The organism is Rheinheimera tilapiae, from assembly GCF_042432165.1.
GTDB lineage: Bacteria > Pseudomonadota > Gammaproteobacteria > Enterobacterales > Alteromonadaceae > Pararheinheimera > Pararheinheimera tilapiae.
This window is the reverse complement of record NZ_JBHLXP010000005.1, coordinates 576,069-589,633: the sequence shown is the minus strand read 5'-3', so window position 1 is coordinate 589,633 and position 13,565 is coordinate 576,069. Positions and strand designations below refer to the sequence as shown.

At 50.4% G+C, this 13,565-nt stretch carries 13 protein-coding genes; 10 read left to right on the top strand and 3 right to left on the bottom strand.

The features are described from left to right. Positions 1–260: 260 nt before the first annotated feature. The 8 genes from apt to ACFFJP_RS19050 all read left to right on the top strand — a co-directional run bounded on the left by apt (position 261) and on the right by ACFFJP_RS19050 (position 8,553). Entirely contained in the window at positions 261–809 is a 549-nt protein-coding gene (gene apt / locus ACFFJP_RS19085) for an adenine phosphoribosyltransferase (protein ID WP_377248097.1), read from the top strand. Between the two features lie 53 nt (positions 810–862). Further along, positions 863–3,151 carry a DNA polymerase III subunit gamma/tau gene (gene dnaX / locus ACFFJP_RS19080; RefSeq protein ID WP_377248094.1) on the top strand — a complete coding sequence of 763 codons (2,289 nt, stop codon included), beginning with the start codon at positions 863–865 and terminating at the stop codon, positions 3,149–3,151. Between the two features lie 98 nt (positions 3,152–3,249). Next, on the top strand, positions 3,250–3,576 hold the full coding sequence (locus ACFFJP_RS19075; RefSeq protein ID WP_208932304.1) for a YbaB/EbfC family nucleoid-associated protein: 327 nt from the start codon (positions 3,250–3,252) through the stop codon (positions 3,574–3,576). A gap of 23 nt (positions 3,577–3,599) precedes the next feature. Continuing rightward, positions 3,600–4,202 (top strand): recombination mediator RecR, encoded by a 603-nt coding sequence (gene recR / locus ACFFJP_RS19070; protein WP_377248091.1) that lies wholly within the window; start codon positions 3,600–3,602, stop codon positions 4,200–4,202. Positions 4,203–4,379: 177 nt separating this feature from the next. Continuing rightward, positions 4,380–6,302, top strand: a complete 1,923-nt coding sequence (htpG, locus tag ACFFJP_RS19065; RefSeq protein WP_377248088.1) for a molecular chaperone HtpG — start codon at positions 4,380–4,382, stop codon at positions 6,300–6,302. A gap of 260 nt (positions 6,303–6,562) precedes the next feature. Then, positions 6,563–7,207: an adenylate kinase gene (gene adk / locus ACFFJP_RS19060; RefSeq protein WP_377248085.1), complete on the top strand. Its 645-nt coding sequence runs from the start codon at positions 6,563–6,565 to the stop codon at positions 7,205–7,207. 207 nt (positions 7,208–7,414) lie between these two features. Further along, positions 7,415–7,792, top strand: coding sequence for an MAPEG family protein (locus ACFFJP_RS19055; RefSeq protein WP_377248082.1), 378 nt, complete (start codon positions 7,415–7,417; stop codon positions 7,790–7,792). Then, positions 7,786–8,553 carry an alpha/beta fold hydrolase gene (locus ACFFJP_RS19050; protein WP_377248079.1) on the top strand — a complete coding sequence of 256 codons (768 nt, stop codon included), beginning with the start codon at positions 7,786–7,788 and terminating at the stop codon, positions 8,551–8,553. The genes ACFFJP_RS19055 and ACFFJP_RS19050 overlap by 7 nt, the downstream gene beginning before the upstream one ends. Positions 8,554–8,609: 56 nt before the next feature. Here ACFFJP_RS19050 and ACFFJP_RS19045 read toward each other — a convergent pair whose 3' ends face one another. Together ACFFJP_RS19045 and tpx are read right to left on the bottom strand one after the other, a co-directional pair. Further along, positions 8,610–9,116 (bottom strand): Hsp20 family protein, encoded by a 507-nt coding sequence (locus ACFFJP_RS19045; RefSeq protein WP_377248076.1) that lies wholly within the window; start codon positions 9,114–9,116, stop codon positions 8,610–8,612. A 145-nt stretch (positions 9,117–9,261) separates the two neighbouring features. Further along, positions 9,262–9,864 (bottom strand): thiol peroxidase, encoded by a 603-nt coding sequence (gene tpx / locus ACFFJP_RS19040; RefSeq protein WP_377248073.1) that lies wholly within the window; start codon positions 9,862–9,864, stop codon positions 9,262–9,264. 136 nt (positions 9,865–10,000) lie between these two features. On the opposite strand from tpx, the gene ACFFJP_RS19035 reads away from it, so the two are divergent. Together ACFFJP_RS19035 and ACFFJP_RS19030 are read left to right on the top strand one after the other, a co-directional pair. Then, positions 10,001–11,035: a response regulator gene (locus ACFFJP_RS19035; RefSeq protein ID WP_377248070.1), complete on the top strand. Its 1,035-nt coding sequence runs from the start codon at positions 10,001–10,003 to the stop codon at positions 11,033–11,035. Between the two features lie 2 nt (positions 11,036–11,037). Further along, positions 11,038–11,997, top strand: a complete 960-nt coding sequence (locus ACFFJP_RS19030; RefSeq protein WP_377248067.1) for a sensor domain-containing diguanylate cyclase — start codon at positions 11,038–11,040, stop codon at positions 11,995–11,997. A 53-nt stretch (positions 11,998–12,050) separates the two neighbouring features. Here ACFFJP_RS19030 and ACFFJP_RS19025 read toward each other — a convergent pair whose 3' ends face one another. Next, on the bottom strand, positions 12,051–13,556 hold the full coding sequence (locus tag ACFFJP_RS19025) for a SpoVR family protein (RefSeq protein WP_377248064.1): 1,506 nt from the start codon (positions 13,554–13,556) through the stop codon (positions 12,051–12,053). Positions 13,557–13,565 lie beyond the last annotated feature (9 nt).

Here is a 13,565-nt window from a genome sequence, read left to right as displayed (position 1 = left end):
ACAATCACTGGCTATTGCCAGATTTTTTTATTAAAATCGACCCCCCCTTATTTTGCACTGGAAAGATGTCGATGGCAGACGAGAATTTTAAAGAATCCTTCAGCGTGTGGCATTTGTTAGGCTTCGTCGCTGTGTTTGTATTGCTGTTGTGCCAACCGCCCCTGGTAACCTGGTTGCGCATTTTAGGTTAAGCCGAGCGACCAGACCGAAAAACCGCCTGCAGGCGGTTTTTTTATCGAATTTAATATAGAGATTTCTCCATGACGCATACCGAATTAAGCCGCTTACTTGAACAAGTCATCAAGTCAGTGCAGGACTATCCGAAGCCAGGCATTTTATTTCGCGACGTGACCAGCCTGATGCAGGATGGCGCCGCTTTTGCCGCAGTAATTGATCATCTGAAGCAACATTACAGTGGCCATGGCATCACCAAAATTGTCGGCACTGAATCGCGTGGTTTTATTTTTGGTGCGCCACTGGCCTATGCCATGGGCGTGGCTTTTGTGCCGGTGCGTAAACCGGGCAAACTGCCGCGTGAAACTATCGCGGAAAGCTACCAATTGGAATACGGTCAGGACACTTTGGAAATTCATCTGGACGCGATCGCACCAGAAGATAAAGTCCTGTTAGTTGACGATTTATTGGCGACTGGTGGTACTATTGATGCTACGACAAAACTGGTCCGTCGTTTAGGCGGTCAAGTCACGGATGCTACTTTTGTCGTCAATCTGCCGGATCTCGGTGGCCAGCTGCGTCTTGAAGCGCTGGGTCTGACCATCCACAGTCTGGTTGATTTTCCGGGACACTAAACCCGACCTGCGTACCGGCATGATGCCAGCGCGACTTCCGACAAGGTGAACACATGAGTTATCAGGTGCTGGCGCGCAAATGGCGGCCACAGAATTTTGGTCAGTTGGTGGGGCAGGAGCATGTCAAAACTGCACTGACGCACGCGCTGACGCAAAATCGTCTGCACCATGCTTATCTGTTTACCGGTACGCGCGGCGTTGGTAAAACCACCATCGCCCGCATCTTTGCCAAAAGTCTGAACTGCGAACAGGGCGTCACCGCCACGCCTTGCGGTATCTGCAGTGCCTGTACCGAAATCGATAAAGGCTTTTTCGTCGATTTAATGGAAATAGATGCGGCAAGCCGCACCAAAGTTGAAGATACCCGCGATCTGCTGGACAACGTACAGTACGCGCCAACCCGTGGCCGCTATAAGGTGTACCTCATCGACGAAGTGCACATGTTGTCTAAACACAGTTTTAATGCGCTGCTGAAAACTTTGGAAGAACCGCCGCCTCATGTGAAGTTCTTACTGGCGACCACAGATCCGCAAAAGTTGCCGATCACCGTGTTGTCGCGTTGCTTGCAGTTCAGTTTAAAGGCGCTATCGCAAAGCCAGATTAAACAGCATCTGAATTATATCCTCGGCCAGGAAGGTATCGCTGCCGAAGACGAAGCGCTGGCGTTGCTGGCGCGGGCCGCCAAAGGCAGTTTACGCGATTCTCTCAGTCTGACTGATCAGGCGATCGCACAGACTAACGGCGATATCCGCCTCGGCGCGGTGCGTGAAATGCTCGGGTTTCTGGAGCAAAGCTGGGCCGAGATCCTGCTGCAGGATGTGCTTAACCGCGACTTATTTGGGATGCAAGCGCATATTCAGCAACTGGTCAGTAGCCACAGCCATTTTCAGGCGGTGTTAGATGACATGTTATCGCTGTTACATCTGGCTGCGTTGTCACAGTATCAGCTGAGTGCTTCCGAACTGGCGCTGACCGAGTCGGCTTTTGTTCGCGCTGTTGCCAAGACGCACGCGCCGGAATCGATCCAGCTGTATTACCAATTATTGTTATCCGGCAAACGTGACTTGCCATATGCCCCCGAGCCGCGGATTGGTCTGGAAATGGCGTTGCTTCGTGCTATTGCTTTTGTACCGGCCAAAGCCGGCACTATGCCGGAAGTAAGTGCCGGCCGGGCAGCAGCGCTGTCGGCGGCGCATGTGGCGCCAGCACAAATGCCAGCTGTTGCATCGCCATCAACCGAAACCGAGGTGCCGCAGCTGCAAGTTGCGCAGCTGCTACCAACAGCGCAACTCACTGTGGAACCAGTTGTTGTTGCAGCCCCGGTCGAAAAGGCAGCCGCAGTGTCGGCGCCTGAAACGGCACCAGAATCTGCGGCGAGCAGTGGTATCGATTCAGTTACGGCCAGTATTCTGGCACGCCGTGGTCTGCAGCGGGCGGCTTCGAACGAACCAAAAAAGTCTGAGCGCCAGCAGGCGCCTGTCGTATTACCTGCCAGAACTGCTGCTGTAGTCGCTGCACCAACACTAGTTGATGCCTCTGTGGCAGCGCCCGGTCCGATAGCAGCGGCTGCGCGTCCGGTACAACCAAAGCCTGCGGATATCCCGCCATGGGATGAATTGCCTGAACAAACGCCACAAGTGGATGATGGCGTTGATCAAGAGCAGATGGACGAAGACGTGCCAGTCGCCAGACCTGTAGAGGCGGTTGTCCCGACAGAAGATGATGCAGACATCACCGACGTGGTCGAATCCACTGAACAATGGCAATGGCAACAATCTTATAGCGCAGCTCCAGTGCAGCCGATCCGTCATGCTTTGCTGGAAAGTCTGGCCGTGCCGGAATTGCCGGACAATCTCGATTTTGCCAGCGAAACCATCGCTGAAGTGCAGACGGTTGCAGGCACAGAAGCCGACCTGACGTTTGATGGCCAGATCCACGCCGGCAACTTTGCCGTGCGCAGTAGCAGTCAGGTCGATGCCTGGGCGCAGCGCATAGACAGCCTGCGTATTGGTGGCCTGATGCGGTTGTTCCTGTTACACAGTAGTATGACGCTGGATGGTAATCAGTTAACTCTTCAGGTCAGTAGTTCGCAGCGTCATCTTGATTCGGAGCGTAATCGCGCGCAATTACAGTCGGTGCTGGCAGAGTCATTTGGCTTGCCACTGAGCGTCGACATTGAATTTGTCGATGAGGTCCCGGCCAGCCCGCAGGCGTTGCAACAGCGTATAGATGCGGCGCGCCGGCGTTATGTGCATCAGGTGTTGCAGGAAGACCCGACATTAAATGCCATCGCCCGCGATTTTGCCGGTGAATGGTTACCTGATAGTCTGGAAGTATTTTAATTCACCAGTCCGCGTCTTCGGCACGGGCGGAATCTTGTAATTTTGCGGCTTTGTGATTATCTTGGCCGCCATTATCAATACAGCTGAGAGTACAGAATATGTTTAAAGGTGGCATGGGTAACATCATGAAACAGGCGCAGGCGATGCAAGAAAAAATGCAGCGTGCGCAGGAAGAAATCGCCCGGCTGGAAGTGACCGGTGAAGCCGGCGCTGGCATGGTCAAAGTGACTATGGCTGGCAATCACAATGTGCGCCGGATCAGCATCGACGACAGCCTGATGGCTGATGACAAAGAAATGCTGGAAGATTTAATCGCTGCTGCGATCAACGATGCGGTACGCCGGGTCGAAGAAACCAGTAAAGAGCGCATGGCGTCAGTGACCGGTGGTATGCAGTTACCGCCGGGCTTTAAAATGCCATTCTGAGCAGCTTAATCCTGAGGTGATGCATGGGTAAACATACGCCGTTAGTGCAAAAACTGATTGATGCGCTGCGGGTACTGCCATCGGTAGGCCCCAAGTCAGCGCAGCGTATGGCTTACCAATTGCTGGAACGCAATCGCGAGGCTGGTTTACAACTGGCCTCTGCCTTGCACTCCGCCATGACCAAAGTTGGCCACTGCCAGCGTTGCCGCACGTTCTGCGAAGGCCAGATCTGTCAGATCTGCGCGCACCCGATCCGTGGCCAGAGTTCTTTGCTCTGTATCGTCGCCAGTGCGGCGGACTTATTTGCCATTGAACAAACCGGCTTATTTGCCGGGCGTTATTTTGTGCTGCGCGGACAGTTGTCGCCCCTTGATGGTGTAGGTCCGACGGAATTGGGACTGGATGCGTTATCGCAACAACTGGGTCAAGGCAAAATTGAAGAAGTGATCCTGGCCACCAATCCGACTGTGGAGGGGGAAGCGACCGCATTTTATATCGCCGAACTGTGCCGTAAGCATCGGGTACAGGTGTCGCGTTTGGCACAAGGCATGCCGGTTGGCGGCGAACTGGAATTTCTCGACGGTAGCACTTTGTCTTATGCGTTAAGTGGACGCAAGCCGTTCTGAGCAACATCAATCCCATCAATACCGATTGGTCACAATCGCTGGTTATAACTGCTCCCCCTTGAAAAACAAATGACAGACCCCAGATCTGAACCCGGAAATGACAGGCGGGGCCAGTCCGGAACATTTGTATGTTTGAACCGGTCCGCGCTGACGAATTTAGTGTGAAAGGAGCGGTAAATGACTGAAACAACACAAAAACAAACCCATGGCTTCCAGGCCGAAGTCAAACAGTTGCTGCAACTGATGATCCATTCTTTGTACTCGAACAAAGAAATTTTCCTGCGTGAACTGATTTCAAATGCCTCAGATGCGGCAGACAAACTGCGTTTTCTGGCGCTCTCTGACAGCAGCCTGTATGGCAACGAAGGCGATTTACGCGTACGCGTCAGTCTGGACGAAGCGGCCAAAACTATTACCATCAGCGATAACGGTATCGGGATGACGCGCGATGAAGTGATCAGTCACTTAGGCACTATCGCAAAATCCGGCACTAAAGAATTCTTCTCGCAATTAAGCGGCGACCAGAGCAAAGATTCCAAGTTAATTGGTCAGTTTGGTGTTGGTTTTTACTCTGCATTTATCGTGGCCGACAAAGTCACAGTGCGCACATTAAAAGCAGGCGCGGCGCCAGACAGCGCGGTGGAATGGGAATCAGCCGGCGAGGGTGATTACACGCTGGCAAGCGCTGATAAAACCAGCCGCGGTACTGAAATTGTGCTGCATCTGCGTGACGGCGAAGGTGAATTCCTCAGCAAGTGGAAAGTCGAAAGCATTATCACCAAGTACTCAGATCACATCTCTATCCCGGTAGAAATGTGGGAAGAGGGTACTGCTGAGCGTGAAGAAGACGGCGAGAAAATCCCGGCCACCGAAGGTCACTGGAAAGCGGTTAACAAAGCGACTGCGCTGTGGATGCGCGATAAGTCTGAAGTCAGTGACGATGAATATCAGGAATTCTACAAACATATTTCACACGACTGGACTGAGCCGCTGAGCTGGAGCCACAACAAAGTTGAAGGCAATACCAACTATACCAGTCTGTTATATGTGCCGAAAAAAGCGCCTTTTGATCTGTGGAACCGCGACGCCCGTCATGGTCTGAAACTCTATGTCCAGCGCGTCTTTATCATGGATGATGCTGAGCAGTTTATGCCTAGCTACCTGCGGTTTATCAAAGGTGTGCTGGATTCGAGCGACTTGCCACTGAACGTATCACGCGAAATCCTGCAAGACACCAAAGTGACGCAAAGTCTGCGTAAAGGCTGCACGTCACGTGTGCTGAAAATGTTGGAGAAAATGGCGAAAGCCGAAGATCAGACTGAATATCAGTCGTTCTGGGATGAGTTTGGTCAGGTATTAAAAGAAGGCCCGGCCGAAGATCACGCCAATAAAGAAAGTATTGCCAAACTGCTGCGGTTTAGCTCAACGCATGTTGATACTGCTGTGCAAAGTGTTGGTTTAGAGGCCTATGTCAGCCGGATGAAAGAAGGTCAGGACGAGATTTACTTCCTGGTTGGCGATAGTTTTGAAGCGGCTCAACACAGCCCGCATTTGGAAGTATTCCGCAAAAAGGGCCTGGAAGTTCTGCTGTTATCAGATCGCATCGACGAATGGCTGATGCAGCATCTGACAGAATTTGATGGTAAAAAACTGCGTTCAGTGGCTAAAGGTGGTCTGGATCTGTCGAAGTTGGACGACGAGGACACCAAAAAAGCACAAGAAGAGTCGGAAAAACAATTTGCTGGCGTGGCAGAACGCTTTAAAACGGCGCTCGGCGATCAGGTCAAAGATGTCAAAGTCAGTCATCGCCTGACCGACAGCCCGGCTTGTGTCGTCACTGACGAGTTCGATATGAGCACGCAGATGATCAAGCTGATGGAATCTGTCGGACAGAAAGTGCCGGAAGTGAAGCCGATTTTCGAGCTGAACCCGGAGCATCAACTGGTACGCCATATCGCTGACGTGCAAGACGAAGCCCAATTTAAACAGTGGGCCGAAGTGCTGTTTGAACAGGCATTGCTGGCAGAACGTGGCAGCCTGAAAAATCCGGCGACATTTGTCAGCCGCTTAAACAGCTTGCTGTTATCACTGGCGAAATAATCTGCAGCTTTGATCAGATAAAACCCGGTTTGTGCCGGGTTTTGTCTTTCTGCAGTGCAACTATCGTCGAATAGTGTTTTGCTACATTCTTTGTGCATACTGCGGCTGTACCGGATCTGCCAGGCTATTAGTACTAAAGTCGGCTTGTCAGTGGCTGCTCTGAGCAGCCGACAAATACCTTGTCTGCTGACTGACATTATGTAAAGATCCAGCGCTTATGACATTTGGAACCGTTTCTGAAAAAAACCGAGGTTTTTGGTATGCGAATTATTCTGTTGGGTGCACCGGGTGCCGGTAAAGGAACACAGGCACAGTTTTTGATGAACAAGTACGGTATTCCGCAAATCTCCACCGGGGATATGCTCCGTGCAGCCATCAAAGAGGGCACTGCAATGGGCCTGGCTGCCAAGCAGGTGATGGATGCCGGACAGTTGGTATCTGATGAAATCATCATTGGTCTGGTGAAAGAGCGCATCGCCAAACCAGATTGCGCCAAAGGCTTTTTGTTAGACGGTTTCCCACGCACTATTCCGCAAGCTGATGCGATGAAAGATAACGGCGTGTTGGTTGACCACGTTATCGAATTTGACGTGCCGGACGATGTGATCGTCGAGCGCATGAGTGGTCGTCGTGTACACCCGGCATCAGGCCGTGTTTACCATGTCACTTACAATCCGCCAAAAGTGGCTGGCAAAGACGATCAAAGCGGTGAAGATTTAGTGATCCGCGATGACGATAAAGAAGAAACCGTGCGTAAACGCTTAGGTGTTTATCATGAACAAACTGAGCCTCTGGTCGGTTATTATCGGAATCAGGCGGAACAAGGCCTGACGCAATACCATCACTTAGATGGCACACAGCCGGTAGAAGCAGTGAGTACATTCCTGAGTAACCTGCTGGGTTAAGCTGCTGCGATAAGGAAAACCAAAGCCCACTACTGTGGGCTTTGTTGTTCCAGAGCGCTCAAAAACCGCGAGATATTGCAAGGGAGGATCAGGTAATATCCCCGCAGGCAGTCAGCACAGAAAATCGAAGTACCAGCGGTTGACTCTGGTACTCAGGTATCGCCGGATGTTGATACATCTGAACAAATCACAATCAACGGGGTGAACATGATCACAGCAATTTATGCTGCAGTTTTGGCAGTGATGTACGTCGTACTGGCTTTAGCAGTCGTACGGCAGCGCTTTAAATTACGGGTAGGTTTGGGTGATGGGCAACAACCAGAGCTGATTAAAGCGATTCGTATCCACGGAAATTTCGCCGAATATGTGCCGCTGTTGCTGGTGATCATGTTGATCGCCGAACAACAGCAGGCTGCAGCCTGGCAGTTACATTTACTGGGCGCGCTGACGCTGGGCGGTCGTTTGCTGCATTTAACCGGATTGAGTCGTTCCAGCGGGACCTCCATTCCGCGGTTTTTGGGCATGATTTCAACTTTCACTGCGTTACTGTGTGGCGCGGCGTTTTTGCTGATTAAAGCATGGTAAAGCAGCTTGGTTATGGCCAGCCGGCCTTATTGCTGCACAGTTCGATGTCGAGCCACCGTCAGTGGCTGTCACTAGCAAGCGAGCTGTCAGCAACGCACAGCTGTTATCTGCCGGATCTGGCCGGTTATGGCGCTGAGCCGTTACCTGCTATACAACCATGGTCGCTGGCGGCTGAAGCTGACTTGCTGCTGGCGGCTTTGCCGGACACTCTAAAGGCGCAGCCGCTTGATCTGATTGGTCATTCTTATGGCGGGGCACTGGCGCTACATCTCGCCCGCACGCAAAAGCTACAAATCCGTAAACTGGTATTGTTTGAGCCAGTGGCTTTTCATGTATTGCCACAGTTGCCAGACGCTAGTGCGCTCTGGCAGGAAGTTCGCGCGCTGGCAGATGCATTACCGACGCTTAATGCTATTCAGGCTGCAGAGCGCTTTATTGACTATTGGCAACACAAAGGCTTTTTCGCTGGCTTGCCAGTGCGAATGCAACAACAGCTGGCGCTGCAGGTCGCCAAAGTTAGTCTGGATTTTCAGGCTCTAAGCCAGGAACCAGCCAGTCTGGCCGATTATGCCGATGCAGTGAAAAGTCCGGTGTTGCTGCTCAGTGGCAGCCACAGCAGGCAGTCTGCACAGCGGATCAGCGCTGCGCTGCGAAGCGTTTTGCCTGATGTCCGCTTACAACGGCTGGAGTGCGGCCACATGGGGCCCGTGACCCATCCGGATCTCGTGAATAAACCCATTGCAGATTTTCTGTTGGTCTGAAAACAACAAAGCCGCATCATGCGGCTTTGCTTTGTCAATCCAGCGTCAACAGTCGCTTATACGGTGCCGGTTGGTAATTGCACGGCATCCTGTGCGAGTTCCGAATTCGCAGCCGGTTGCTGCGTCAGCACTGCGGTTGGCTGACCACTGTGGATAGCGATTTTACGTGGTTTCAACGCATCCGGAATTTCACGCAACAGTTCAATGTGCAATAAACCATGATGCACAGTAGCACCTGTAACCCGGACATAATCGGAGAGCTGGAACTTGCGCTCAAAATTGCGTTCAGCAATCCCCTGATGCAGGAAACGACGGTCTTCCGTCTTATCACCTTTTTGGCCCCGCACCAGCAGCGTATTGCGCTCGGTGTCGATGCTCAGCTCATGCGGTTCAAAACCGGCTACGGCCATTGTGATGCGGTATTGGTCCTCACCGGTCACTTCAATATTGTACGGTGGATATGCGGGTTGTTTTTCATTGCGTGCAGCGGCGTCCATTAAAGTCGCCAGGTGGTCAAAACCGATAAATGAACGATAAAAAGGGCTGAAATCAAAAGCGTGCATAGTCAAACCTCACTAATTTCTTTGTTAAGCAAATCAGATGTTTAATGGCCTACCCAAATGGCGCAGGCCGGGATACAGAAACCCGCTATGCGGCATTTCTATATCCCTTTAATAAGGTCTGGTGTTATTTTTTCAAGCGGGATAATCAGGATTTTTTCTGCGCAAATTGTTTGAGAGTCGCTAAGGCTGCGGTGTAATCAGGTTCCTGCGACAGCAGAGGCACCAGTTGCTGATACACCAGTTTGCCATTGCGATCGACAATCAACACTGCCCGGGTTAACAAGCCCATGTCTTTGATACGCAAGCCATAGCTGGAGCCAAAATCGCCCCAAACCGCATCGGACAATACTAACAGTTTGTCGACTTGTTCTTTCTGACAAAACCGTTTTTGCGCAAAAGGTAGGTCATTAGAGATCGTCAGGATCACCACATCGGCTGGCAGGCTGCTGACTTCTTCATTAAATTTTTTCGTTTGGATTGAACAGACGCCGGTATCGAGGCTTGGCACTGTACTGATCAGCACAGTTTTACCGGCAAAATCACTGAGTTTGACCGGTTTAAAACCGGCGTCCGCCACTTTAAAATCCGGAGCGAGCGTTTGCAGACTAACCGGAGTGCCCTGCAATTCCAGCGGCCGTTCACCGGCTTTCACTTCAGATAACCGGACTGGCAAACTGGCCGTCAGATCAGCGGCCTGTAGCCATGGTGTAGCGAGGACGAACATCGTGGCAATCAGGGGCTTGAACATAGCGTTTTCCTTTTAAAAAAGTATGGAATACAGAGACTAACAGCGAAAAATTCATCGAGCAAAAGTGTTGTCTGGTTCGCATTCTACGGACGCAGACGCTACACTGGTTCATATCCCTCTATGTGGTGAGTATTGCATGGTAGCAGCAGTCCTAATCTGTGATGATTCGAATTTAGCACGAAAGCAAATGGCACGTAGTCTCCCGACAGACTGGCAAGACAAAGTCAGTTTTGCTGGCCATGGTCAGGAAGCGATGGAAGTGCTGAAACGTCAGCCCATTGATTTATTATTCCTTGACCTGAATATGCCGATCCTTGACGGCTATGGAGTGTTACAAGCGATCCAAGCTCAACAAATCCCCGTCAAAGTAGTGGTCGTTTCCGGCGATATTCAACCCGAAGCCCGGGAGCGGGTATTGTCTTTTGGTGCACTCGATTTCATCAAAAAACCAGTCTCTGCTGAAAAATTGCAGGAAGTACTGCAACAGTTTACGTCGGTCCACACTGCACAGGACAGTCAGAAAGTGCTGGATCGCGCTTTTGCTGCTAACCATCACAGTAGTATGAACTTCGCATTAGACCCGGTATTGCGTGACGTGTTTCAGGAGCTGACCAACGTCGCGATGGGGCAGGCTGGTGACTTGCTGGCGCGTTTACTGAAAGTTTTCGTCAAACTGCCCATTCCTAACGTCAATGTGATTGAAGTCAGTGAATTACATATGGCGATTGCGTCTGTGGAACAAAAACAGACTACATCGGCCGTATGTCAGGGCTTTATTGGCGGTGGTGTGTCCGGTGAAGCCTTGCTGATTTTAAATGACTCAAGCTTTGCAGATATTGCCAAGCTATTGAATTATGAAGGGAAACTTACAGCAAAAACTGAACTTGAGTTGTTAATGGATATCGGCAACATCTTAATCGGTGCTGTGCTGAAAGGTTTAGCCGAGCAAATTGATATGTCATTTAGCCAAGGGCATCCGGTCGTTCTTGGCCAGCATGCCCCGGTCAGTGAGATGATCAAAGCCAATGCCCGCCGCTGGAAACGAATGCTGGCGATCGAAATCAGTTATGGCATTGAGAATTACAATATCAATTGTGATTTGCTGCTGCTGTTCACCGAAGACAGCATTAAAACACTGAATTACAAAGTCGAATTTTTGTTAGAAGAGTAACTATGCAAAATATCAGTCCCGAAGTTTCCGAAGTGCATTGGCTGCTCGACATGTTTCAGACGGTTGATGTGGGCCTGGTGGTATTGACTGCCGATTACAAAATTCAGGTCTGGAACGGCTTTATGGAAAACCATAGTGGTCTGACGCCTCGTCAGGTCCGCGATCGGTATCTATTTGATTTATTCTCAGAAATCGATGAAGACTGGTTACGCCGTAAGTGTGATCCGGTGATCCTGTTGAAGAACCGGGCTTTCACCATTTGGGAACAAAGGCCTTTCATTTTTAAATTCCGCAATTACCGGCCTATTACCGGTGTCGCAGATTATATGTATCAGAACAGCACGATTTTCCCCATTACAGACGTCCGTGGTGTCGTCACGCATCTCTGTATGATTATTTATGATGTGACTGATGTCGCAACCAGCCGGCTGGAGCTGGAGTCGATGAACGGCCAGTTACGCCAGCTGTCAAAAACCGATTTTCTGACCGAACTGAATAATCGCGGTACCTGGGAAGATGCACTACAAACTGAGTTTAAACGGCTCAAGCGCAGTGGCCATCAGGGCACCTTGCTGATGTGTGACATCGACCATTTTAAACGCATTAACGACGGATACGGCCACGCGGCTGGTGACGTGGTGATCCGTCAGGTGGCACAGGCCGTGAAAAAGAACCTGCGTGAAACCGATGTGGCTGGTCGCTATGGTGGCGAAGAGTTTGCCGTGTTGCTGGTGGATACTACGGCGGATCAGGCGTTGTATTTCGCTGAGCGTTTACGCAAAACGGTGGAAGGGCTGTCGATGGAATTTAATCAGCAGTTGCTTAAAGCAACAGTCAGTGTCGGTATCGCGGAATACACGCCGGATATGTTGGAGCATCGGCAGTGGATTGAAGCTGCGGATAAAGCGCTTTACACATCGAAGGCGGATGGTCGTAACAGAGTCACAGTCGCCGCGAAATAATACTGCCAGTGCAGTCAAAGGGTAAAAGTATGCCGGCATCAGCCGGCGTTTTGTTATTCTGGCGGTACCATACCGAGTTGTTTCGTGCTGTTATCGTCGTTGAGTTGTTCCAACTTAACGGTAAATCCCCACAAGCGGTGCAAATGTTTCAGCACATGCGGAAAGCTGTCTGCCAGCGGCACACGCTGATTGGGAATAAAGCGTAAAGTTAAAGAGCGGTCGCCGGTCACATCAACATTAAACACCTGAATGTTGGGCTCAATATTGCTCAGGTTGTATTGTGCCGACAGCATCTGCCGCACTTTTTGATAGCCGGGGCCGTTATGAATAGCCGCTACTTCCAGTTGCTGCTCTTTGTCATCATCGACAATGCCAAATAAATGGAAATCTCGAATGATTTTCGGCGACAAGTACTGACTGATAAAACTCTCATCTTTAAAATTCTGCATGGCAAAATGCAGCGTTTCGACCCAATCAGAACCGGCGATATCAGGAAACCACTCCTTGTCCTCGGCGGTCGGTGTTTCACAGATCCGGCGCAGATCCGTGAACATGGCAAAGCCGAGTGCATAAGGGTTAATACCAGAGTAGTACTTCGAGTTATAGGCCGGCTGATACACCACATTGGTGTGGTTATGCAGCACTTCCAGCATAAATTTGTCTGTGACCAGCCCCTCATCATACAAATGCTGCAGGATGGTGTAGTGCCAGAACGTTGCCCAGCCTTCATTCATCACTTGGGTCTGCTTTTGCGGATAAAAATACTGTGAGATCTTCCGGACTATCCGCACAATTTCGCGTTGCCAGGGTTTGAGCAGCGGGGCGTTTTTTTCAATAAAATACAGGATGTTTTCCTGTGGTTCCTTTGGATAATGCTGTTCTACCGGTTTGTTAAATTGCTCTTTGTTCGGGATGGTGCGCCACAACTGATTGACCTGTGACTGCAGGTATTTTTCCCGGTCCTGCTGGCGGCGTTGTTCCTCATCCATCGAAATTTTTTGCGGTCTTTTGTAACGGTCGACACCGTAATTCATCAAAGCATGGCAGGAATCTAATATGTCCTCGACTTCACTGAGGCCATATTTTTCTTCACAATCACTGATATATTTTTTCGCAAACACCAGATAATCGATAATCGAAGATGCATCTGTCCAGGTTTTAAACAAGTAGTTGTTTTTAAAAAAGGAGTTGTGGCCATAACATGCGTGAGCCATCACCAAAGCCTGCATCGTGATGGTGTTTTCCTCCATCAGATAGGCGATACAGGGGTTTGAGTTAATGACGATCTCATAGGCGAGGCCCATGTTGCCGCGTTTGTAGTTTTGCTCCGTCTGAATGAATTTTTTTCCATAAGACCAATGGTTATAGCCAATCGGCATCCCGACACTGGAATAGGCATCCATCATTTGTTCTGCAGTGATGATTTCAATTTGGTTCGGGTAATAATCCAGTTTGTAAAAACGGGCGACCCGTTCGATTTCTGTCTGATACTGCGTCAGCAGTTCAAAATTCCAGTCAGGACCATCAGACAACGGTGGTACTTTCTTTTTTGCCGACATAAGGGACTC

Coding starts and splice junctions, on each gene's coding strand:
- apt (WP_377248097.1), top strand. CDS start 261: ATGACGCATACCGAATTAAGCCGCTTACTTGAACAAGTCATCAAGTCA.
- dnaX (WP_377248094.1), top strand. CDS start 863: ATGAGTTATCAGGTGCTGGCGCGCAAATGGCGGCCACAGAATTTTGGT.
- ACFFJP_RS19075 (WP_208932304.1), top strand. CDS start 3,250: ATGTTTAAAGGTGGCATGGGTAACATCATGAAACAGGCGCAGGCGATG.
- recR (WP_377248091.1), top strand. CDS start 3,600: ATGGGTAAACATACGCCGTTAGTGCAAAAACTGATTGATGCGCTGCGG.
- htpG (WP_377248088.1), top strand. CDS start 4,380: ATGACTGAAACAACACAAAAACAAACCCATGGCTTCCAGGCCGAAGTC.
- adk (WP_377248085.1), top strand. CDS start 6,563: ATGCGAATTATTCTGTTGGGTGCACCGGGTGCCGGTAAAGGAACACAG.
- ACFFJP_RS19055 (WP_377248082.1), top strand. CDS start 7,415: ATGATCACAGCAATTTATGCTGCAGTTTTGGCAGTGATGTACGTCGTA.
- ACFFJP_RS19050 (WP_377248079.1), top strand. CDS start 7,786: ATGGTAAAGCAGCTTGGTTATGGCCAGCCGGCCTTATTGCTGCACAGT.
- ACFFJP_RS19045 (WP_377248076.1), bottom strand. CDS start 9,116: ATGCACGCTTTTGATTTCAGCCCTTTTTATCGTTCATTTATCGGTTTT.
- tpx (WP_377248073.1), bottom strand. CDS start 9,864: ATGTTCAAGCCCCTGATTGCCACGATGTTCGTCCTCGCTACACCATGG.
- ACFFJP_RS19035 (WP_377248070.1), top strand. CDS start 10,001: ATGGTAGCAGCAGTCCTAATCTGTGATGATTCGAATTTAGCACGAAAG.
- ACFFJP_RS19030 (WP_377248067.1), top strand. CDS start 11,038: ATGCAAAATATCAGTCCCGAAGTTTCCGAAGTGCATTGGCTGCTCGAC.
- ACFFJP_RS19025 (WP_377248064.1), bottom strand. CDS start 13,556: ATGTCGGCAAAAAAGAAAGTACCACCGTTGTCTGATGGTCCTGACTGG.